Origin of the sequence: Hymenobacter sp. APR13 (assembly GCF_000737515.1) — a bacterium.
Classification (GTDB): Bacteria; Bacteroidota; Bacteroidia; order Cytophagales; family Hymenobacteraceae; genus Hymenobacter.
In genome coordinates, this window is sequence record NZ_CP006587.1 from 4,046,319 (window position 1) to 4,066,442 (window position 20,124).

Here is a 20,124-nt window from a genome sequence, read left to right on the forward strand (position 1 = left end):
ATTCCGAGCGTAGCGAGGAATCTGGGTCAGCCTCTTATGGGTAACTCAGATTCCTCGCTGTGCTCGGAATGACAGATGGTATTGCGGTTTCGGCCACTACGGGTGCTGCCGCAGAAGCTGTAGCGTTTTCTTGTCCGGCTCACCGCCGAAGAACTTGTCCAGCACCCGTTGAAAAACCGGGTCGGCGCCTTCCAGGGCGGCGAACAGCGTCATACTGGAGCGGAGCTTCAGGTCATCGGGACTGCCCATGATGTGGGTGGCGTCGGTGTCAGCCAGCGTCAGCAGCGCCGCGCTGATTTCCCGCAGGCGCGGGCCCAGTACCGGGTGTTGCAGGTATGCCTCGGCTTCCTGCCGGTTTTGGATGGCATAGAACCGGGCCGTTTCGCTGTAGCCCAATCCTTGCACTTGGGGGAAGATGTACCACATCCAATGGCTGCGCTTGCGGCCGGCCCGGATTTCCGAGAGGGCCGTGGCATAGTCGCGCTGCTGGGCGTCGAGGAAGCGTTGCAGGTTTGGGGGCTGAGGCATGGTGCAAACGGTGGGGAAACTGATCTGGCGGCCCCGCTTGTAGAGAGTACTGCCAGCGGAACAACCGGAAACAGTGCTACGGAAATGCGGCCAGTTGGGGTGTCCCTGCCCGAATACGACCACCCCAATTATGCTACTCGGTGTAGGCCCCCGAGGAGTAAGTCAGCTCGTAGCTATGCGTGTAAATCTCGAAGACAATGCCAAACGGGTCTTCCACGTAGCACATGCGGTAGGGCTTCTCTCCCGGGTAATAGGCCCGAATAGGCATGCGCTGCTTGCCGCCCGCGGCCACAATCCGGCTGACCAGTCCCTCAATGTCGGGGTCCTGCACGCAGAAATGGAACAGGCCCGTGTTGAACGGCTGGAATGCCGGTGCCTCCTTCACGCCCTGAGGAAAGGAAAACTGAGGTGGTCTAGCTAAGCCGAACACAATTGGGACGTTGTTTGAAGTTGGGTTTCGAAGTGGTTGGGCGAGTGATAGCCGAGAGCAGAATGTCGGCGTTCGGCGTTGTAATAGGCAATATGGTGGCTGATTTCGAGCTTGGCTTCGGCCAGGCCGGGGAAGCTGCCGCCGTCGAGCAGTTCAGCCTTGAAGCGGCTCCAAAACGATTCGGCGTGGGCGTTGTCGTAGCAGTTGCCGCGCCGGCTCATGCTTTGCAGTGCGCCGTGTTGGGCGACCAGGGCTTTGAAGCGGGTAGCCGTGTACTGGCTGCCCTGGTCGGAGTGCACGACCAGTCCAGCCGCGGGCCGGCGCACGACCAGGGCCCGGCGCAAGGCCTCGCTGACCAAGTCCTCGGGCATGGTATCGCGCACGTCCCAGCCCACGATTTTGCGCGAGCAGCGGTCGAGCCAGATGGCTAAGTACAGCCAGCCGCCGCCCTGGCGGGGCAAGTACGTGATGTCGCCCACCCAGACCCGGTTCGGGGCGGTGGGGGCCGGTTGGCCGAGTAAGCGGTTGGGGGCGGCGCGCACGGCCGGGTCGGAATCGGTGGTGCGGGGCACGAACGAGCGGGGCTGCTGGGCGCGCAAGCCGTGCGCTTTGAGCACGCGCCGAATGCGCCAACGGCCCACGCCATGGCCTTCGGCCTGCACCTCGGCCCGCAGCCGGCGCGTACCGTAGCGCTGGCTGTGGCGTACAAATGCTTGGCGTACGGCTACTTGCCAGGCCGGCTCGGGTACAGGTTGGCCCTGCTGCCGGTGCCAGGCGTAGTATGCGCTGGGCGCGATGTGCAACACGCGGCAGAGCTGGCGTACGGGCACCCGCACCTGGCACTGGGCGATGTATCGGTACGTACTCACGGGGTCGGCTGGCCGAAGATGACCAAGGCTTTTTTTAAAATATCCAGCTCCTGCGCCAGCCGCTTGTTGGCGGCGCGCAGAGCACGCACCTCCGGGTCACGGGCCACTTCGACGCTGCCGACCTCGGCCACCACTTGGGCCTGCTGCCAGCGGTAGAGCAGCTTGGGGCTGATGCCCAACTCGCGGGCTGCGGCTTGCGTACTGCGGCTCTCGGACGCCAAGCGCAGGGCCTCGACCTTGAACGCCTCGTCGTATTTACGCCGTTTGTCGGGCGACGACCCGCTGGTTTTTGCTGCCATAACAGAAGAAATATACGTCCTTCTTCTGTCCGCCTTCTCTAGACCACCTCAAACAGCTCGATGCCGATGCTGTCCGACGTAGCCAGATGCGCAATCTGGAAGTGTCCCCAGCCGGGCCCGAACACGTCGAGGCACATCTGGCCGATAGCCGTATCGGTTTCCTCGGTTACCGTGCTGGGGGCCATGACGAGGTACCAGCCCATGACCTCTGTATAAAACTGCACCGCGGCGTCAATGTCCGGCACGGTGATGCCAATGTGCGAAAATGCCTTCGGATAAGCCTGGGGAGTGTTCATACGGAATGATGTGGGGTGAAATGATCGTGCAGCTAAACTGCAGCCAATAGAGCCACGGCTAGGTCAGTAGCGGCCTGGGCGTACGTGCGGCCTGTCCAGCATCGTGCAGATGCCGGCTGGCCTTTTCGGCTGGGGCAGTGGCCCCTGAAAACGCTCCGCAAAAGTGCCCTATCTTGTACCCTGGCACAAGTACTTACCCAAAGGTTCGATAGTCTCCTAAAAGAGTAAATTTCTGATTTTCAGGAGGTAATTTTCTGTGTTATAATGAAGAATTCCGTTTGCTCCCTGCACGCAACGATGGAGTTAATTGGTGGCAAGTGGAAGCCCCTGCTGCTATTCCATCTGCTGGAAGGACCGCAACGGTCCGGGGTACTTCAGCGCATGGTACCGGAGATATCCAACAAGATGTTTACCCAGACAATGCGGGAACTGGAACACGACCAATTACTGACCCGCACTGTACACGCGGCCGTGCCGCCCCAGGTAGACTATGACCTTACTACACTCGGCAAGTCGCTGGCTCCTATTCTGCGCGACCTGGATCAGTGGGGTAAACAGTTCATTTCCTAGCTGCATCAGCCCCAATCCTGCATACCCGACATCCGCGGCTAGCCCCTGACCAGCCAGTAATAAAGATGCCGTAGTTATGCGGGCCCGGCTGGTCGTATTGGCCTGACGTGTTCAGGTCAGGCTTCTTACCTACGCATGTCCCGCGTTGGTAGCCAATGCCACAGTGCAGTTAGGGTGGGCAGCGCGACCTACACCTGCAGCTTGCCGCCCTGAATGGCCGCCGCCATCAGGCCTGGAAACTGGTGCGGGGTGCAGGCGAAGCTGGGAATATCGAGGGCAGCCAGCTGCTCGGCCACGCGCCTATCGAAGCTGGGGGCGCCGTCGTCGGAGAGGGCCAGCAGGGCTACCACTGTAACGCCCGCGGCGCGCAGGGCGGCAGCTTTTTTGAGCATCTGCTGCTCGTTGCCGCCCTCGTACAGGTCGCTGATGAGCACCAGAATGGTGTCGGTGGGGCGGGTGATGAGCTGCTGGCAGTAGCCCAGGGCCAGGTTGATGTCGGTGCCGCCGCCCAGTTGCACCCCAAACAGCAAATCCACCGGGTCCTGCAGATCCTCGGAGAGGTTCACCACGCTGGTGTCAAATACCACCATGTGCGTTTTCACGGCCTTGATGGAGGCCAGCACCGCCCCGAACACGCCCGCGTATACCACCGACGAGGCCATGGACCCGCTCTGGTCCACACACAGCACAATTTCCTTGAGCGCCTGCCCGCGCCGCCCAAAGCCCACCAGCCGCTCGGGCACGATGGTGCGCTGGGCCGGCTGGTAGTGCCGCAGGTTCACCCGGATGGTGGCGGCCCAGTCGATTTCGCGGTAGCGGGGGCGGGGGTTGCGCACGGCCCGACTCAGGGCGCCCTGCACGGCCTGCCGCAGCGGGTTCGAGAGTTTCTGCTCCAGCTCCTTCACCACCCGGCTCACCACCTCGCGGGCGGTGTGCTTCACCTTCTGGGGCATCACCCGGCTCAAGGACATGAGCATGCCCACCAGCTGCACATCGGCTTGCACCGTGCGCAGAATCTCGGGCTCCAGCAGCAGCTGGTGCAGCCCCAGGCGGTCCATGGCGTCGCGCTGCATCACGGCCACCACGTCGGTGGGGAAGTAGGTGCGGATGTCGCCCAGCCAGCGGCTCACGCGCGGCGCGGAGCCGCCCAGCCCGGCCTTGCGCTCCGACTGGTCATAGAGCGAGGTCAGCACATCGTCCATGCCTTTATAGTCGGCATCGAAGGCAATCTGGTTCTGCGCGTCGGCCTCAGAGCCAAGCACGAGCTTCCAGCGGGTGGCGGTGTTGGTGGCGGGAGTCATGGGACAGTAGCCCTTCATTTCCAAGGAGGGGAACTAGCTTTTTTAGCGCTAGTTCTAGTTCTCCGCAACGTAGATTGATCACTCAAAAAAGTCCCCTGGATCGGCCTGGGCGAGGTATTTGTTGAGGCTGCCCAGGTCGCCGAAAATGGGTTGGATGAGGGCCAGGAACTGCTCGGTGGCGGCGGGGCCGTCGGTGAAGGCCAGGAAGATGTCGCCCTGGCCGGCCAGCTCCACGTGGTCGAGCAGGGCCGGGGCATGCTCCTCCAGGATGGTTTCGATGTGCTCGGCCCAGCTGGCGCCGTTGCCGCTGAAGCCGTGCTTCTCGAACACGTTGTAGTAGTCCTCCAGGTTGGTGAGGTTCACCAGGATGCGCTCCTGGCGGCCGGGCTCGGCCTTGTCGGCTAAATCAGCCACCTGGAAAGGGAAAGTAGTAGGCATAGGTGGCAAGGTACGACGGTGGCAAATTGGAACGGTGTAGAGACGCAACATCTTGCGTCTCGTCGTTGCTGATGTTGTTTAATCTGCGTGAAGCCGGTCGTTCAACGATGAGACGCAAAATATTGCGTCTCTACATCGTGCTATGATACGTCAATAGCCCAGCAGCTCCCGTAGGCCCGGCAGTACCCGCAGGCCCCGTTCCAGGTCAAAATCTTCCTCCGCTACGGCCAGGGCCGGCTGGGCGTCTTGCCGGGCGAGGTCGAGCAGCTGGCGGCGTTCGGGCAGGCTGAAATCGGTGAAGGCGCGGCGCAGCAGGGGCACGATTTCGCGGAAGGTGTCTTCGGGCAGCGTGCCTAGCCAGTCATCGAGCAGGTCGAAGAGGGGGCGGTGGTGAAGCAGCAGCAGAGCGCTGCCGCTGAGGAAGCCTTCCAGCCAAGCCGTGGCGTAACTGGTAGGCTGGGCCGGCGAGAGGGCCAGGCCCAGCGCCGTGGCGGCTTCCTCCGGACTGAGGCGGTGGGCATCAAACAACAGCCGCCCCGCCGCCCCGGCCAGCAGCCCCGACGAAGCCGGGTTGCGCAGCACCACGGCCAGGGCCGCGTACCAGTCGGTTTCCTGGGCTTCGTCCTGCAGCAGCCGGATGGCCTGGTGGCTGCCTTCGAGACGAGGCAGCAGCTGGCGGGCCGCGTCGTAGTCGAGGCCGGTGCAGGCCGGCGGCAGGCCGATGCACAGGCGCGGCACCAGGTGGTGCACCACGGTGGCTACCTGGGCGGTTTCGGTGCGGCGCACGTTGCCGTAGCGCAGCACGTTCACCAGCGGGGGCAGGGCCGCCAGCAGGTGCGTCACGTCGCGGGTGCCGGCCGAGAGGGTTTCGAGCCGGGCCACCAGCGCCCCAATGGCCGGGCCGAGGTCGGCCTGCAGGGCTTCTTCCAGCAGCTGGCTTACGGCTTCTAGGTCGGGGGCCTCGGCGGCGCGACTGGCGGCCCGGGCAGCGGCGGCGGTCAGCACGGTGTTGCCCCAGCGGCCCGCGTCGAGCACCTGCAGGGCGTACTCGGGCTGCCACTGCAGCTCCCACAGCTCGTGGAAAGTGCCGGCTTTGCCGTGGGCCCGGCGCGACTGGCCCCAGCGGATATCAAGCAGGCGCAGGCGGTGCAGCAGGTGGCTGCGGCTCAGATCCAGCTCCTTGCGCAAATCCAGGTCGAGGGTGCGGGCGGTGGCTTCGGGCTTGAGGCGGGTGGCTTTCTGCTGCAGCTGCACGTCCTGCTGCAACGGCGTGGCGGGCTGCTCGGGCGGCACTGCGCCCAGCCGCTCGCCCACCACCAGCTCGCGCTGCACCAGCTCCAGAGTTTCGGGGTAGCCCCCGCCCAGGATGGCCACGGCGGCTTCCTGCAGCTCCTCGATGCCCGGCAGCTCGCGGCCGCGCACGGCGGCCAGGGTGTGGGCCAGGCGTACGCCCTCGATGGCGTGGGCGGCGGAGGCATCCAGGTCGCGGGTGCGGAGCAGGCGGGCGGCGCGCACCATCCAGTGCGTCACCACCTCGGCGCGGGGCGTGGTAAACAGCAGCTCGTACCAGGCCGGCGACCCCACGCCCGCCCCGTAGCCCGAGGCGGTGGACAGGCGCTCAAACGTCCACGGAATCCAGGTGGCGGCGGTGGCTACCTTTTTCAGGCCCTTGAGGCGGGCTTTATCTTCTTTCTTGAGCAGCTCGGGCTGCAGTACCGGGGCGTGCCAGGCCCCGCACACCACCGCCACGCGCTGGTAGCCCTGGCGCAGGGTGGCGCGCAGGGTTTCGCGCATGAAGGCCTCGCGCAGCAGGGTTTCCTCGGTTTCGGGCAGGTTCAGCTCCTCGCGCAGGGCCGTCATCAGGTCCAGTACCACGGCAAAGGTGTCGGCGTGGCCGGGGGCCTGCTCCAGGCGCAGCTCCCACCACCGCTCCCCGTCGGCGTAGCCGTCGAGCTCGGCCAGGTAGGAGATGGGGTCCCGGAGGACCTCAGCCGCTGAGTCCTGATCCGGTGCCTCACCCCCTAGCCCCCTCTCCGGTAGAGAGGGGGAACTAGCTTCCAATCCTAGCTCTACACCCTGATCTGGCGCTTCCGTGGGTGAGTTGAAGTCAGCTTCCAGAGCTGGTTCCGAGGGGGGCAAGGGGAGAGACGCAACGTCAGGCACTTCATCCGGCATCCCGAAGCGCAGGGCCATGGGCAGGTCGAAGCAGCGCAGGTGGGCGCCGTGGCGGTGGCACCAGTGCAGGGCCTGCCACTCGGGCGAAAACTCGGCGAAGGGCAGAAACGAGGCCTGCTGGTGCTGTTTGGGGTTGTACACGAGCAAGGCCACCGGTGGCACCATCTCGGGGTGCAGGGCGGCGGCCAGCGCGGCCTCCGCATCGGCGGGGCACTCCAGCAGCACCACGTCGGGCTGGTAGGCGTCGAGGGCGTGCACGAGGCTGGCGGCGCTGCCAGGCCCGTGGTGGCGGATACCGAAAAGGCGGAGGTCGGTGGGCATCAGGTGGTTTTGGTGCGTTGTTGTTCTGCCTTCCAGTGGGGTAAAACTGCACACAACTCTTCGGCAAATTCCCGGGTAAGGCGGTAGGGGGCGTCACCCGCTTCAAAATGCTCCTCTATGATGCTGCTTACGGCCGGTGAGTAGCACACCTTTGGGCGCAAGTTCTCCAAATGTTCTACCCGTACTACCAGTTTCATCAATTGGTGCGACTTGCGGTGGTGGCCAACAACGGTAACGGCATCACACGTCCCCGGGTACCAGTCGATGATATACACTTTGGCACCCGGTGCAAAATGCTTCGTGCCGTAGCGGATTTCAGCTCCGCCCGGTCCGTAAGGCCGCTCCCGAATGATGTTGCCAACCGCTGTCCAGTAAGATTCAGGCTGTTTGTTTGACATAATGCCTTGCCTATTTTTTACTGATTTCGGTTGAAGCCTGCCGCTCCTGCAGCAACTCCCGTGCGGCTGATAAGGCATCCGGCAGCACTTTTTGCTCCTGAAGCATCAGTTGCAGGCTTTCGTCGGATTTGCGGGCGAAATTATGCTTGAACTGGTCAATGCGTTGTCGGCGGCGGCGGGCTGCTTGCTCGGGTGTGGGGGTGGCGGTAATGCGCTGGTTGATAAAGGCGTGAGCGACTGGCTTATTCAAGAGATAATACAGCAGCACTAGCCCTAGCCCGAGGATCGAAAAACCCACTCCTACGTCTCCAAAACCGAAATTGAACCGGACATTATCCGGTAAAAAATTGATGATGCTGAACAGGGTAAGCCCCAAGGTCAGCAGGAGCATGGGTTTGAAGAACTGGCGGAAAAAGAAGTAGGCCAGCAGATTCAGGAGCACAGCGGCAAAAGCGCCGTAATGCGCCGGAGTAAAGGCCCGCTGGTACGCTTCCCCATCCTGGTACACCGGCACAAGCAGAACCGTGAGAATTGTATAAATACTAAGTGCAGCCAGCAATACTACTGGAATCAGGTTCTTATGAGTGTGCAGGAAGTGCATTGAGAACAGGTTGGTCAGGGCGGGCAAGATGCTTCGCTCCGCTCAGCATGACGTTCAGTTTCGAATAGAATTTTACTCCACCACCTCCCGGCAGGCGCGGTAGAGGTCTTTCCAGCCGTCGCGCTCTTTTACCACGGTTTCGAGGTATTCCAGCCAGACGGTGCGGTCCTGCACGGGGTCTTTGAGCACGGCACCGGTGAGGCCGGCGGCCAGGTCGTGGGCGCGTAGGCTGCCGTCGCCGAAGTAGGCGGCCAGGGCCAGGCCGCTGTTCATCACTGAAATGGCCTCGCCGGTGCTGAGCGTGCCGCTGGGACTTTTGAGCTTGGTTTTGCCGTTCTCCGTCACGCCCGAGCGCAGCTCCCGGAAGATGGTCACGAGGCGGCTGATCTGCTCCAGGGCCGGGGCCTCCACGGGCAGCTGCAGCGCCTTGCCCTGCTTTTCCACCCGCGTCTGCACGATGCGCACTTCCTCCTCCGCGGAGGTCGGCAGGGGCAGCACCACCATGTTGAAGCGGCGGCGCAGCGCGCTGCTGAGCTCGTTCACGCCCTTGTCCCGGTCGTTGGCGGTGGCAATGACGTTGAAGCCGCTCACGGCCTGCACCTCGGTGGAAAGCTCCGGGATGGGCAGCACTTTTTCGGAGAGCATGGTGATGAGCGTGTCCTGCACGTCGGAGGGGATGCGGGTGAGCTCCTCGAGGCGCACCAGCCGGCCTTCCTGCATGCCCTTGAACAGGGGCGAGGGCACCAGCGCGCCCAAAGAAGGCCCTTCGGCAATGAGGCGGGCGTAGTTCCAGGAGTAGCGAATGGCGTCCTCGGAAGTGCCCGCCGTGCCCTGCACCAGCAAATCCGACCGGCCGCTGATGGCCGCCGTCAGGTGCTCCGATACCCAGCTTTTGGCCGTGCCCGGCACGCCCAGCAGCAGCAGGGCGCGGTCGGTAGCCAGGGTGGCCACGGCAATTTCCATCAGCCGCCGCTGCCCGATGTACTTGGGCTCGATTTCAAACCCGTTATCCAGCTTGCCGCCCAGCAGGTAGGTGACGGTGGCCCAGGGCGAGAGGTGCCAGTTTGGGGGCTTGGGCCGGTCGTGGTCGGCGGCGCGCAAAGCGGCCAGCTCTTCGGCGTACACATCCTCGGCGTGCGGGCGCAGGACGGCGGTTTCGGGCGTGGTAGGCATAGGGTTGATGGGTGTAGAGACGCGACACTTCGCGTCTCGTCGTTACGGATGTTGTTTGACCTGGGTGGTTCCGGTTTTCTGGCGGAGGTCCTTATTCTGTGCGGTGGTTCCTGTCGTTCTGACGGGAGACGCGAAGTGTCGCGTCTCTACATCGTTCTGTGCGGTAGTTCCGGCCGTTCTGGCGGGAGACGCAAAGTATTGCGTCTCTACATCGTTCATTCGAGTAGTACCTCGGCGAGCTGCTGGCGGAAGTGCAGGGTGTTGAGCAGGCGGGCGAGGCTGTTGTGCAGGTAGGGTACGTCCTGGAGCAGAGGCTGCAGGGGCTCGGCGCACAGGCGGTACTGGGCGGCGGGCACCGCGCGGGCCATGTGCTCGAGCAGCTGCCCGGCCGCGTACTGGATGCGGTACAGCTCCACGGGCTTGCTGAGAGTGTCGCGCAGCACCTCTACCACCCGGCGGGTGAGGCGCTCAGGCCAGGGGCCGGGGGCCAGCTGCAGCAGCGGCAGCCAGCCCACCTCGGCGCTGAAATGGGGCGTGGCGTTGATGAGGGGCAGCAGCAGGTCGGCAGCCTGCTCCGGCGTGAGCTGGCTTACCAGGCCCCCGGTGGGCAGAGCGGCGGGATGAGGGCGGGGCTTCTCGTAGAACCAGGCCAGCAGGGCCCCGGCCCACTCGGCGTCCTGGTGGAGCACAGCGGCTTCGGCCCAGGCCGTGAGTAGCAGCCCGGCCCACTCGGTGGCGGCGGCCAGCTCCAGCAGCTTGCGGGGCGCCAGCTGCCAGTGCGCAGCCCACCGTTGGGGCGGCAGCAGGGCCAGCATCTGCCCCAGTAGCGCGGTCCGCTCGCCCTGAAACCGGTTGTCCTTCTGCTCGATGCCGTCGGGGAGCCAGGTTTTGTCCCAGTCGGCCGGGGGCAGTTCCACCAGCAGCTTTTTGCTAAGCAGGCCGGTTTTGAGGCGCACCAGCAACTCGGCCCGCTGCCACAGCCGCGCCAGCAGCGGACTATCGGGCAGGCGGGCCAGCAGCGGCCGGACGGCCTGCCGAACCTCCTTGCTTTTGGCCGTCAGGTACTGCTCCAGCAGGGGCGCGTCGGCGGGGCTGGGGTTGTGGGCGAGGGTCTGGAGCAGCTCGGCTTGGGTGCGGGCGGGCTCCTGGGGCAGGGTGGTGGCCAGCAGCGTCCGGGCCTGGGTGGGGTCGGTGTCGCGCAGCAGGTAGAGGTAGCTGCGGCGCTCGGCCAGGGTGCCGGCTTCCCAGGTAGCCGGGTCGGGGGCCGAAGCGCCGGCCAGCAGCACGGGCTGCCAGGCCGGGTTTTGGGCGGCCAGCCACTCGCCCCGACGGCCCAGCACCTGGGAGGCGGGGCCGTGCAGCTCCCGGCGGGTGCGGGTAGCTTCCAGCAGGGCCACCAGCAGCCGGGGCGGCACCCGCCGCTGGTGCCGGTGCATATCTTCCAGAAAGCCGTAAAGCGAGCCGGCCTCGGTGCCTTCCAGCATCAGCTGCAGCAGTTGCGCGCCCTGCGGCCCCAGCGGCGCAGCCGTTTCGGGCCCGGCCACCACCGCAGCGGCCGGCCGGTGGGGCGTTTCAGAATCAGTAATGGCCGGCAGGGCTTCGGAGGCCGCAGCCGTTGGAGCTTCAGAGGATGCCGTTGCCGGGGCGGATAGGGAGGTTTCCGGCGCTTCGGCCCGGGCCAGCGGTGGTCGGAAGCCGGCTTTGCGCACGGTGCTCAGTACCCCGACCAGCAGCAGCACCTGCTGCTCGCGGTGGTCGGCAGAGTCAGCAGGCGCGGCGAAGCCGGGCACGGTGGGCAGGGCCTCGGTGCTCTGGCGGGTGCCCAGCAGAGCCACGCGCTGGAGCTGCTGCCAGTCGGCGGCGGGGCGCAGGTGGGAGGCGGAAGGGGGCAGGGCGTCGGGCATAAATCAGGCAGTGAGCGGGTGAAGGGCGGCCGGCCAGCTGCCGAGCGGGCGCAGGCCGCGGCCGGTCCACTCCCCGAATACCGTGAGGGGCTGGCCGCCGCTGAGGGCGCGCAGCTCCCAGCCCGCCAGCTCGTCGCAGAGCAGAGGCAGAGCCACAGAATCAGCAGCCGCGGCGGGGCCGGCGGCTTCTCCGGCTTCCATGCCGTCATCAGCCGCCGGAAACTGCAGCTGCCAGCCGCCCGCGGGGGTGCGGGCAGGAATGCCGCCGCGCAGCAGCGCGGGCCACTCGCGCAGCCAGGGCAGGCAAGCCAGGGCGTCGGCGTAGTCGTTCAGCAGCTGGGCCGGGGCCTGGCCGCCAACGGGAGCGGCCGTAGCCGGTGTCAGACCCTGGAAGGTAAGTGGCCCCGGCACGGCCCGCAGCGGCACCCGACCGGGGTAAAACGTCAGTTCGCCCGCGTATCGGCCCGCGGGCAGCAACGGCGTGGCGAAGGCCTGTCCGCCAAAGGAAAACTCCACCACCAGCGCGAAGCGGCCGGTGCGCTGGCCCTGCAGCCAGGAGCGGCGCACGGTCAGGCGGTCTTCCTCATTGGTGGTATGGCTGAGCACCTGCCACTCGTCGGCCACGGCGGGCTGGGTGGCCAGCAGGTCTTCCTTCTTCAGGTTCACGCCTACCAGCTGCAGCACGTCGGCGCGGACTTCGTCGGATAGCTCGGGCAGGCGCTGGAACGTGCGCACCAGCAGGCACAGCTCGCCGAGGCGAGCCAGCAGGCGGGCGGGCCAGTCGGGGCCCTGGTGGCGCAGGTCGGGCAGCTCGCGCACGGCTGCTGCCAGCCCCGGCAGCTGGTTGTCTACGAGGCGGGCGGCCTGGCTTTCCCAGTAGGCGCGGGGCTGCTGGTCGAGGGCGGCCAAGCCGGTGCGCACCACGTCCAGCAGCCAGGTTTCCAGCTCCGAGGCCCCGCGCTGCATGCGGGCGTGGCGCTGAGCCTCGCGCTTCTGACGGGCGGCCTCACTCCCCGCGGCCTGCTCCTCCGCAGCAGGCGAGCCAGCCGCGGGTTCGGGGGAAGTGTCGCCCTCTGCCCCGGCCGTAGCGGCGGTTTTGGGGGCTTTTTTCTCCTGGGTTTGCTGGCGTTTTTCAAGCCATTCCTGCAGCCAGGCGGGGGGCTCGGCGGAGTTCAGCAGTTGGGGCTGGCGGGCCAGCAGCAGCAGCAGGCCCGCCCCGTGCTTGCAGGGGAACACGCGGCTGGGGCAGCTGCACTTGAAGGCGGGAGCGGTGAGGTCGAGGCCGGTCTGGTAGGGCTTGCTGCCGCTGCCTTTGCACTCGCCCCAGGCGGCGGTGTCGGTGCGGCCCAGGTTCTGCCACCGGGCGGGGGCGGCCAGCTCCTGGCCCCGTTTCAGGGTGCCGGCATCGGGAATAAGGGCGCGGGCCTGTTCTTCGGTCCAGGTCAAGATAGAGGCACGGTTAGGCCGGCCGGAGCCGGACGATAGACCGAGGCAAAGTAGGGGTTCAGACCGGAAATTCCGCGCCGCACTGCGGGCATTTGTGCAGCACCGTGCCCACGTAGTACAACCGCCGCCACCACGCCGGCCGGGGCAGCGGGGCGGCGCCCTCGGCCCGGCAGCGCGGGCAGCGCAGCACAGGCGGCGTGGCACGCTGTTGCTCAAAGGCTTCCACCAGCGCCTGGGCCTGCGGCACGTCGGCTTCCTCAATCAGCAGCTGGTAAAACAGCCCGTCGCCGAAGGGGAAGGAGGGCGGGCCGCAGGTTTTCACCAGCGCATCCACGTCGGCGTCTTTGAGCTGGCTGTACAGCGCCACCGCCTCGGCGTAGGTCAGGAACTGGGCGGCGGGGGTGAGCATGGAGATATTGGGAGAAAATGCCCTGTCCATCCTGAGCTCCGCTCAGGATGACAGCTGGTTAGTGTTTTACTTCCGCCGTTTTACCGGCGCGCTGCGTTGGCCGCGCAGCTTCAGCACGTAGAACAGCAAGCCGGCGCTCAGCACGGCCAGGGCGGCGGCCAGCAGCTCGCGGCTGGTGCGGGCGGCGGTGGCTTCGTCGGCGGTGGCTTGCAGGTCTTGGAGCTTCTTTTCGCGCTGCCGGTCGCGCTCCTGCAGGTTGGCAATCTGGCTTTCCAGGTCGTGGAACCGTTCCCGGGTGCTGCTCTGGTCGGTTTGGGCGACGGTGATTTGCTGCTTGGCCTGCTGGTTTTCGGCTACTACGGCGGCGGTTTTGCGCAGGGTGCCGGCCTGCACTTCGCGCACAATCTCGGTGTCCTTGCGGATGATGCCTTTCAGGGCGTCCACCACTTCCTGCAGGTCTTTTTTGCTGGGCTTGTCGGCCAGGAAGGCGTTGCGCTGGGCAGCGGCGGCTTCGTATTCCTGCACCAGCTGCTGACGCTCCTGAATCAGGCGGGGCAGCGGGTCGTCGGGGGCAGTGGTGGGGGTTTGGGCGAGGGCGGAACCTAGGGTCAGGCTAGCGGCGAAGCAGAGAGAGGTGAAGCGGCGCGAACGTGTCAAAATAAGTAGCAAGCAGGTGTTGAAGAGGAAACCGATTTTAAGTAAATCGAGCCTATGAAACGCATCTTCTATCTTCTAAGTCTATCGGCTGTACTGAGTATTTCGGCCTGCAAGACCGCCAAAACTACGTCCGGTACCAATGACAATCCGAACATCAGCGGCTCAATTAATATGCCGCAAAGCTACTACGACAACGCGCGCCAAACCGTAGCGCCGGCCGCTGGAGTAGCTGTATCCACCGACCCTGAATACGGCGTGACGCAGCAGAAACCCATTTGTGTGGGCGGTAAATCTGATTCTGGCGTCCGCAATCAGCAAAGTTACCTGAACGCTCTGCGCGGCCCCGGCGGCGAAGAAATCAGCTACCGGCGACGCGGCAGCTGCTGTGCTTTTAAAACTCCCAACGGCATCATCGGCGGAATGGGCATGTTGGATGTATATGAGGTAACCTGGCTCGGCAGTACCAAACCCATGTTGCTCTACATCAACCTTTACGACAAAGGCCCGCAGTTGGCACCAGTAGGCCTGACGCTAGCAAAGCCCTAACCAACGTCTAACCAGTAAACTAAACGGCCTCCCTGCTTTTCGAGCGGGGAGGCCGTTTTTATAGGAATTCTACGCCTCCAGCAGCGGCACCGGCTGCCGTATTTCCTTGGGCTTGTGGCGGTAGAACCACAGAATCAGAATCGGCAGCAAGGTCAGCTCGGCCACCACCCCAAACAGCAGCGTCAGGCCAATCAGCAGCCCCACGTAGAACGTGCCGTCAAACGACGAAAAAATCAGCGTGGAGAACCCGCCCACCAGAATCAGGGAGGTGACGATGACGGCTTTGCCGGCCATCAGGTAGGTTTTGCGCACGGCTTTGAACAGGCTGGGCTCCTGCAGCAGCACCAGTTTCAGCTTGGAGATGAAGTGGATGGTGTCATCCACGGCAATACCGAAGGCAATGGTGAAGATGATGCTGGTGCTCACCTTCATGCTCACGCCGGCCGCGCCCATCACGCCGGCCACAATCAGGATGGGCACCAGGTTGGGGATGAGCACCACCAGCGTCATGCGCACCGAGCGGAACAGCAGCAGCACAATCAAGGTCACCATCACAATGTCGATGCTCATGCCCGTAATCATGTTGAGCGTGAGGTTTTCGTTGTTTTTGTCGATGAGGTTGGCCGAGCCGGTGAGGCGGGTTTGCAGCACGGTGCTGTCCACGGAGGTGCGCAGGAAGCGGCGCAGGCCGGCGTTCAGCTGGTCGGCCCGGATGCTGCCCACGTCGGGCATGCGGCCGGTGAGGCGGCCCTCGGAGCCATCGGGCAGGGCCAGGGCCCGGAACTCCGGCTTCTTACGAAACAGCTTCACCTTGCGCAGCAGCCGCCGCAGCTCGGCCTCCGAGTCGGGCAAGCGGTACTCGGTCAGCAGGCCGCCGTTCAGGGCTTTGCGCACCGATTTGATGAGCGTGACGGGCGAGGCCACGAAGTTCAGCCCGTAGTCGCGCTGCAGGTAGTTTTCAATCTGCTCGGTCTGGCGCAGCACCTGCAAATCGTAAATCGTGCGGCCGGGACCGGGCTTCAGGTCCAGCTCGAAGGGCCGCACGCCGGCAAACTGCCGCTCGAAAAACAGGAAATCCAGCTTCACCGGGTCGTTTTTCGACAAATCATCCAGCAACGCCGAGTTGATGCGGATGCGCGAGGCCGAGGCCACCGACAGCCCCAGCACCACGGCGCTGATGGCCACCACCCAGTGCCGCCGGGCCAGCACCGTGCGGAACATCCGGCCCAGCACGCCGTCCCAGCTGTGGCCGGTTTCGCGCGGAATGCGCAGTTGGGGCTTGCGCAGCAGCACCAGCATGGCCGGCAGCAGCGTGAAGCTGAGCGCGAACGTGAGCAGCACGGCAATGCCCGTAAACAGCCCGAAGTTGTAGATGGGCCGGATGGTGCTGGTCATCAGCGTGAAAAAACCGATGCTGGTGGTCAGGGCCGAGAGCCCCGAGCCGAAGCCTGATTCCTTGAGGGCAATCAGCAGCGAATCCCGCTTGCTGGCCCCGTAGCCCAACTCCGTGACGTAGCGCGTGATGATGTGGATGGTATCCGACATGCCCACCACGAACAGCATCACCGGTAGCAGGGCCGTCATCAAATCAATGCTCACTCCGAAGGCCGACATCACGCCCAGCCCCCACAGAATGGCCCCCAGCACCACCACCAGCGGCAGCACCACGCCCCACCAGGTCCGGAACGTGAGCCACAGCAGCCCCGTCACCAGCAGCACCGAGAGGCTCATGAACACCAGTAGCTCCATCTGCAGCCGGTCCACAAACACCGACTGGGCCACCATCTTGCCGGCCAGGTGGTACTCGTTTTCGGGGATGCCCTGGCGGGCCAGCTCCGTACGCACGGCCGCCAGTAGCGAGTCGCCGGGCGGTTTGCTGAGGTTGGGCGAGGTCTGGAACAGGATGGTCACGGCCCGGGCATCCCGCGAAATCAGGTTGCCCACCAGCCCCGGCGTGCGGTACACCAGCGCCGAGTCCTGGGCGCGCCGTTCGGGCTCCCGGGGGTGCAGGTAGGGCACGTTGAACACGCCCAGCCCTTCCACCACCGGGTTGCTGGCCGTGGTCGGCGACGAGACCTGCGTGACGTGCCGCCGCGCCCGGATAAAGCGCGTGAGCGAATCAACCTTGGTCAGGAACCGGGGCTCGAACACCGTCTGGCCGGCCGGGGCTTCCAGGCCCAGCAGCACGTAGTCGTTGTCGTTGCCGAAGCGGCTGGCGTACTGCTCGTAGTAGTCCAGGTCCGGGTCGCCGGCGGGGTAGAAGTCGTTGAAATTGTAGTTGAAGCGCAGCTGGGCCACGAAGAATACGGCCAGGGCCGTGAGGAGTCCGAGGGCCAGCAGCGTGAGGTGCGCAAGTTTGCGAAGGGGCATAGAAACCAGTACCGCGCCGCCGGGGCCGCGCGCATCGTTGAACGGAAAAAGGCCGCGGGGCAGCCCGCGCAAAGGTAGAGCCGCCCCGGCGCGGGTTTCTGCCGAATCCGCGCTACTTTAGGGCAACCAGAAGCCAACCCCGGCTTTCGGGCTTTTGTTTCCTCGTTTTCCAAGTCTTCGCCCATGAAAAACGCCCTGCTCGCCCTCTGCCTGTTCGCCTTCGCCGGCACCGCCACCGCCCACGAAGGCGACAAAGCCGCCGCCAAAGGCAAGAAGAAAGAAGCCTGCTCCACCGAAATGGCCGCCAAGTGCGCCAAAACCGGTGCCACCGCCGGCACGCCCTCGTGCTGCATGAAAAAAGGCGCCAAAACTGCCGCCGTAACGCCGGCTGCCCCTGCTGCGGCTGTGAAGTCGCTGTAAGCGCTAAAGGTGATACTTAACAAAAAGCCGCTCAATTCGAGCGGCTTTTTGCGTTTGTGGCTGGAGTAACTACATTTAGAAATTGTGTAACAATCCTAATAGTCTGTATGGAGCTTATCGACCAATTGACCAATCTCGCGTCCAGAGCGCAAAAGCAAATCACCCACATTCAAACCGAGGAAGCAACGAAGAACGCGCTGGTAATGCCGTTTATCAACGCGCTGGGCTACAATGTGTTTGACCCGACAGAAGTAGTGCCGGAGTTTATCTGTGACATCGGCACGAAAAAGGGCGAGAAGATTGATTATGCCATCATGCGCGACGGCAAGCCTATCATCCTGATAGAGTGTAAGCATGTGGGTGGCGACCTGACGATTAACAATGCCAGTCAACTTTTTCGCTATTTCCACGTCACCGAGGCTCGGATTGCGGTGCTCACCAACGGCGTGCACTACCGGCTATTCACGGACCTGGAACAGCCGAACAAGATGGATGAGCGGCCCTTCATGGAATTCGACTTGTTCAATTTCCAGGAAACCGATGTGGCCGAAATCAAGAAGCTGAGCAAGGCGGCGTTCAACATCGAAGACCTGCTGTTTGCTGCCTACAACCTGAAGTACATGCGGGCCTTCAAGAAGTACTTTGATGAGCAGTTCACCCAGCCCTCACCCGATTTCATCAACTTCGTTTCCAAGCAGATCTACGACGGTGTGCTGACGCCCAAGCTCAAAGAGCAATTCAGCGTGTTGGTACATCGCTCGTTTCATCAGTTTCTGAACGACAAAATCACTATGCGGCTGCGGTCGGCCATGTTGGATACCAGCAACGGCCTGTTAGCTACCGAAGTGCCGGCATTGCCCACGTTGGAATCTGCCGCTACGTCGGCGGCTGAGCCAGTGGAGAAGGAAATCGAAACTACTGTGGAGGAAACGGAAGGCTTCATGATTGTGCGGGCCATCCTGCGCAAGATGGTGGCCGTGAACCGGGTGGTCATGCGAGACGTGCAATCGTACTGTGGCATTTTGCTGGACGATAACAACCGCAAGCCCATCTGCCGTCTGCACTTCAATGGCAGTAAGAAATACGTAACTGTATTCGATCAGGAAGGCGGGGAGCGGGTTGATATTACGTCGCTGGATGATTTGTATGGCCTAGCGTCCCGCATCCGAGCTGCCGTTCAGCGTCACGAGAAGAAGCCAGCCGAAGCGGGCGTATAAACCCGATCATCTGTAAAAACACCAACGCCGCTTCCACAAGAGCGGCGTTGGCGCTGTTAAGGCCTCCCGAAACATCCCCCGAAGCCCAACGGTTGCAGAAGCGCCGGCCGCCCCACGCCGGCCCTTATCCGCTGCCGTATGCCCGAAAACGCCCCTCTATCTCCCGCCGACATTGACCGCATCATCGAAATGGGGTGGGAGGACCGCACGCCGTTCGAGGCCATTGAAACCCAGTTTGGCCTTGCCGAAAAGGACGTTATTGCCCTGATGCGCCGCGAAATGAAGGCGTCCTCGTTTCGGATGTGGCGGGCCCGTATGAGCGGCCGCGCCACCAAGCACCGCGCCCTGCGCTCCGACGACGTGGACGGCTTCAAAAGCAACCAGCAGCGCAGCATCTCCCTCAACAAAATCAGCAAGCGGTAGCGCCCCTTTCCCGTCATGAGCACGCACCTGCGCAAACTCCACGCCGGCCAGGCCCACCCCGAGCCCACTGCCGCCCCCAACCTTAGCTTCCCCACCCGCTACGCGGACATTCTGGACCGGGTAGCGGCCATCGACCCGGTGCGTTACGGCCGCTCGCGCAACTTCCTCAACGGGGCCCTCACGTATCTGTCGCCCTACCTGAGCCGGGGCGTTATCAGCACCCGGCAGGTGTACGAGGCCCTGCAGGCCCGCGGCTTCGCCTTCGACGACATGCAGAAGCTGGCCAGCGAGCTGGGCTGGCGCGACTTTTTCCAGCGGGTGTGGGAGGCCCGCGGCGACGAGCTGTTTACTGATTTGCGCCAGCCCCAGCCCGGCGCGCAGCACCACCAGCTGCCCCGGGCCCTGCCCGAAGCCCGCACCGGTATTGCGGCCGTGGATGGGTATTTGCGCCGGCTGCCCGCCACCGGCTACCTGCACAACCACCTGCGCATGTACGTGGCCAGTCTGGCCTGCAACATCGGGCGGGCGCACTGGTCGGCCCCGGCCGCCTGGCTTTACTACCATCTGCTCGACGGCGACCTGGCCAGCAACACCTGCAGCTGGCAGTGGGTGGCCGGCGCGTTTGCCAGCAAGCAGTATTACTGCAACCAGGAAAACATCAACCACTACACCGGCAGTCAGCAGCGCCACACCTACCTCGACGTAGCCTACGGCGAGCTGCCCACGCTGCCCGTGCCCCCGGAGCTGCAGGCTACCGTGGTGCCCGACCTGGAAACGCCGCTGCCCGTCACGCCCGCCCCAGTTATCGACCCCGCGCTGCCGCTACTGCTCTACAACAGCTACCACCTCGACCCGCAGTGGCGCGCCGACGAGCCGGCCAACCGCATCCTGGTGCTGGAGCCCTCGCATTTCCGACGGTTCCCGGTGAGCGGGGCGGTGCTGGCCTTCATCCAGCAACTGGCCACCGACAATATCCCCGATATCCAGGTGTTCGTGGGGGAGGTGACGGAGCTGCCCCACCTGGCCGACGGGCCGGCCATCTACACCCGCCAGCACCCCACCACCGCCCATTATCCCGGCACCCACGACGCCCGTCCCTGGCTGGTGCCGGAAGTAGCCGGCTATTTCCCTAGCTTCTTCAACTACTGGAAAAAGTGCGAAAAAGTGCTGCGCCGCCAGGAGGTAGATGGCACAGTGTAGAGACGCAATATTTTGCGTCTCGTCGTTGCTGATGTTGTTAAGATGGGGCGTGTCGTTCAACGTAGAGACGCAAAATATTGCGTCTCTACACCGTACAATTAGCCCGATGTAGAGACGCGACACTTCGCGTCTC

At 64.1% G+C, this 20,124-nt stretch carries 22 protein-coding genes; 6 read left to right on the plus strand and 16 right to left on the minus strand.

Annotated features, from left to right (window positions below; genetic code table 11):
• Window positions 1-96 precede the first annotated feature (96 nt).
• From N008_RS16860 to N008_RS16880, 5 genes are all read right to left on the minus strand, one after another.
• Window positions 97-528 carry a DUF1810 domain-containing protein gene (locus N008_RS16860; RefSeq protein ID WP_044017569.1) on the minus strand — a complete coding sequence of 144 codons (432 nt, stop codon included), beginning with the start codon at window positions 526-528 and terminating at the stop codon, window positions 97-99.
• Between the two features lie 133 nt (window positions 529-661).
• Window positions 662-913, minus strand: a complete 252-nt coding sequence (locus N008_RS16865; protein ID WP_231569733.1) for a VOC family protein — start codon at window positions 911-913, stop codon at window positions 662-664.
• A gap of 32 nt (window positions 914-945) precedes the next feature.
• Entirely contained in the window at window positions 946-1,827 is an 882-nt protein-coding gene (locus N008_RS16870; RefSeq protein WP_081910647.1) for an IS3 family transposase, read from the minus strand.
• Window positions 1,824-2,126 (minus strand): transposase, encoded by a 303-nt coding sequence (locus N008_RS16875; protein WP_044014656.1) that lies wholly within the window; start codon window positions 2,124-2,126, stop codon window positions 1,824-1,826. The genes N008_RS16870 and N008_RS16875 overlap by 4 nt, the downstream gene beginning before the upstream one ends.
• 38 nt (window positions 2,127-2,164) lie before the next feature.
• Window positions 2,165-2,422 carry a VOC family protein gene (locus N008_RS16880; RefSeq protein WP_081910853.1) on the minus strand — a complete coding sequence of 86 codons (258 nt, stop codon included), beginning with the start codon at window positions 2,420-2,422 and terminating at the stop codon, window positions 2,165-2,167.
• 264 nt (window positions 2,423-2,686) lie between these two features.
• Here N008_RS16880 and N008_RS16885 point away from each other — a divergent pair, with 264 nt between their 5' ends.
• Entirely contained in the window at window positions 2,687-2,992 is a 306-nt protein-coding gene (locus N008_RS16885) for a winged helix-turn-helix transcriptional regulator (RefSeq protein WP_044017570.1), read from the plus strand.
• A gap of 188 nt (window positions 2,993-3,180) precedes the next feature.
• Here N008_RS16885 and N008_RS16890 read toward each other — a convergent pair whose 3' ends face one another.
• The 10 genes from N008_RS16890 to N008_RS16935 form a co-directional block, all read right to left on the minus strand.
• A complete protein-coding gene (locus N008_RS16890; protein ID WP_044017571.1) occupies window positions 3,181-4,293 on the minus strand; it encodes a VWA domain-containing protein in 1,113 nt (370 codons plus the stop codon).
• Window positions 4,294-4,371: 78 nt separating this feature from the next.
• Window positions 4,372-4,731, minus strand: a complete 360-nt coding sequence (locus N008_RS16895) for an Imm51 family immunity protein (protein WP_044017573.1) — start codon at window positions 4,729-4,731, stop codon at window positions 4,372-4,374.
• Between the two features lie 150 nt (window positions 4,732-4,881).
• Window positions 4,882-7,227 carry a DUF5682 family protein gene (locus tag N008_RS16900; protein WP_044017574.1) on the minus strand — a complete coding sequence of 782 codons (2,346 nt, stop codon included), beginning with the start codon at window positions 7,225-7,227 and terminating at the stop codon, window positions 4,882-4,884.
• Entirely contained in the window at window positions 7,227-7,625 is a 399-nt protein-coding gene (locus tag N008_RS21810; protein ID WP_052381660.1) for a hypothetical protein, read from the minus strand. Before N008_RS21810 ends, N008_RS16900 begins: the two co-directional genes overlap by 1 nt.
• A gap of 10 nt (window positions 7,626-7,635) precedes the next feature.
• On the minus strand, window positions 7,636-8,253 hold the full coding sequence (locus N008_RS16910) for a hypothetical protein (protein WP_044017575.1): 618 nt from the start codon (window positions 8,251-8,253) through the stop codon (window positions 7,636-7,638).
• 45 nt (window positions 8,254-8,298) lie between these two features.
• On the minus strand, window positions 8,299-9,399 hold the full coding sequence (locus N008_RS16915) for an ATP-binding protein (RefSeq protein ID WP_044017576.1): 1,101 nt from the start codon (window positions 9,397-9,399) through the stop codon (window positions 8,299-8,301).
• Window positions 9,400-9,614: 215 nt separating this feature from the next.
• On the minus strand, window positions 9,615-11,303 hold the full coding sequence (locus tag N008_RS16920) for a DUF5691 domain-containing protein (protein WP_044017577.1): 1,689 nt from the start codon (window positions 11,301-11,303) through the stop codon (window positions 9,615-9,617).
• 3 nt (window positions 11,304-11,306) lie between these two features.
• Window positions 11,307-12,749 carry a hypothetical protein gene (locus N008_RS16925; RefSeq protein WP_052381661.1) on the minus strand — a complete coding sequence of 481 codons (1,443 nt, stop codon included), beginning with the start codon at window positions 12,747-12,749 and terminating at the stop codon, window positions 11,307-11,309.
• A 58-nt stretch (window positions 12,750-12,807) separates the two neighbouring features.
• Window positions 12,808-13,158, minus strand: coding sequence for a hypothetical protein (locus N008_RS16930; protein WP_044017578.1), 351 nt, complete (start codon window positions 13,156-13,158; stop codon window positions 12,808-12,810).
• A 66-nt stretch (window positions 13,159-13,224) separates the two neighbouring features.
• The gene (locus N008_RS16935) at window positions 13,225-13,815 is read right to left on the minus strand and encodes a hypothetical protein (protein WP_044017579.1); all 591 of its coding nucleotides are present in this window, start codon (window positions 13,813-13,815) and stop codon (window positions 13,225-13,227) included.
• Between the two features lie 54 nt (window positions 13,816-13,869).
• Here N008_RS16935 and N008_RS21815 point away from each other — a divergent pair, with 54 nt between their 5' ends.
• Window positions 13,870-14,361 (plus strand): hypothetical protein, encoded by a 492-nt coding sequence (locus N008_RS21815; protein WP_052381662.1) that lies wholly within the window; start codon window positions 13,870-13,872, stop codon window positions 14,359-14,361.
• A gap of 69 nt (window positions 14,362-14,430) precedes the next feature.
• On the opposite strand, the gene N008_RS16945 is transcribed toward N008_RS21815, so the two are convergent.
• Window positions 14,431-16,731: an efflux RND transporter permease subunit gene (locus N008_RS16945; protein WP_044019009.1), complete on the minus strand. Its 2,301-nt coding sequence runs from the start codon at window positions 16,729-16,731 to the stop codon at window positions 14,431-14,433.
• Between the two features lie 183 nt (window positions 16,732-16,914).
• On the opposite strand from N008_RS16945, the gene N008_RS16950 reads away from it, so the two are divergent.
• The 4 genes from N008_RS16950 to N008_RS16965 all read left to right on the plus strand — a co-directional run bounded on the left by N008_RS16950 (window position 16,915) and on the right by N008_RS16965 (window position 19,991).
• A complete protein-coding gene (locus N008_RS16950; protein WP_044017580.1) occupies window positions 16,915-17,151 on the plus strand; it encodes a hypothetical protein in 237 nt (78 codons plus the stop codon).
• Between the two features lie 107 nt (window positions 17,152-17,258).
• Window positions 17,259-18,368 (plus strand): type I restriction endonuclease, encoded by a 1,110-nt coding sequence (locus N008_RS16955; protein ID WP_044017581.1) that lies wholly within the window; start codon window positions 17,259-17,261, stop codon window positions 18,366-18,368.
• 138 nt (window positions 18,369-18,506) lie between these two features.
• The gene (locus N008_RS16960) at window positions 18,507-18,791 is read left to right on the plus strand and encodes a TIGR03643 family protein (protein ID WP_044017582.1); all 285 of its coding nucleotides are present in this window, start codon (window positions 18,507-18,509) and stop codon (window positions 18,789-18,791) included.
• Between the two features lie 15 nt (window positions 18,792-18,806).
• Window positions 18,807-19,991 carry an FAD-binding domain-containing protein gene (locus N008_RS16965; RefSeq protein ID WP_081910854.1) on the plus strand — a complete coding sequence of 395 codons (1,185 nt, stop codon included), beginning with the start codon at window positions 18,807-18,809 and terminating at the stop codon, window positions 19,989-19,991.
• Window positions 19,992-20,124: the final 133 nt, after the last annotated feature.

Coding starts and splice junctions, on each gene's coding strand:
- N008_RS21810 (WP_052381660.1), bottom strand. CDS start 7,625: ATGTCAAACAAACAGCCTGAATCTTACTGGACAGCGGTTGGCAACATC.
- N008_RS16875 (WP_044014656.1), bottom strand. CDS start 2,126: ATGGCAGCAAAAACCAGCGGGTCGTCGCCCGACAAACGGCGTAAATAC.
- N008_RS16880 (WP_081910853.1), bottom strand. CDS start 2,422: ATGAACACTCCCCAGGCTTATCCGAAGGCATTTTCGCACATTGGCATC.
- N008_RS16945 (WP_044019009.1), bottom strand. CDS start 16,731: ATGCCCCTTCGCAAACTTGCGCACCTCACGCTGCTGGCCCTCGGACTC.
- N008_RS16950 (WP_044017580.1), top strand. CDS start 16,915: ATGAAAAACGCCCTGCTCGCCCTCTGCCTGTTCGCCTTCGCCGGCACC.
- N008_RS16900 (WP_044017574.1), bottom strand. CDS start 7,227: ATGCCCACCGACCTCCGCCTTTTCGGTATCCGCCACCACGGGCCTGGC.
- N008_RS16890 (WP_044017571.1), bottom strand. CDS start 4,293: ATGACTCCCGCCACCAACACCGCCACCCGCTGGAAGCTCGTGCTTGGC.
- N008_RS16860 (WP_044017569.1), bottom strand. CDS start 528: ATGCCTCAGCCCCCAAACCTGCAACGCTTCCTCGACGCCCAGCAGCGC.
- N008_RS16955 (WP_044017581.1), top strand. CDS start 17,259: ATGGAGCTTATCGACCAATTGACCAATCTCGCGTCCAGAGCGCAAAAG.
- N008_RS16915 (WP_044017576.1), bottom strand. CDS start 9,399: ATGCCTACCACGCCCGAAACCGCCGTCCTGCGCCCGCACGCCGAGGAT.
- N008_RS16930 (WP_044017578.1), bottom strand. CDS start 13,158: ATGCTCACCCCCGCCGCCCAGTTCCTGACCTACGCCGAGGCGGTGGCG.
- N008_RS16895 (WP_044017573.1), bottom strand. CDS start 4,731: ATGCCTACTACTTTCCCTTTCCAGGTGGCTGATTTAGCCGACAAGGCC.
- N008_RS16965 (WP_081910854.1), top strand. CDS start 18,807: ATGAGCACGCACCTGCGCAAACTCCACGCCGGCCAGGCCCACCCCGAG.
- N008_RS16920 (WP_044017577.1), bottom strand. CDS start 11,303: ATGCCCGACGCCCTGCCCCCTTCCGCCTCCCACCTGCGCCCCGCCGCC.
- N008_RS16885 (WP_044017570.1), top strand. CDS start 2,687: ATGAAGAATTCCGTTTGCTCCCTGCACGCAACGATGGAGTTAATTGGT.
- N008_RS21815 (WP_052381662.1), top strand. CDS start 13,870: ATGAAACGCATCTTCTATCTTCTAAGTCTATCGGCTGTACTGAGTATT.
- N008_RS16960 (WP_044017582.1), top strand. CDS start 18,507: ATGCCCGAAAACGCCCCTCTATCTCCCGCCGACATTGACCGCATCATC.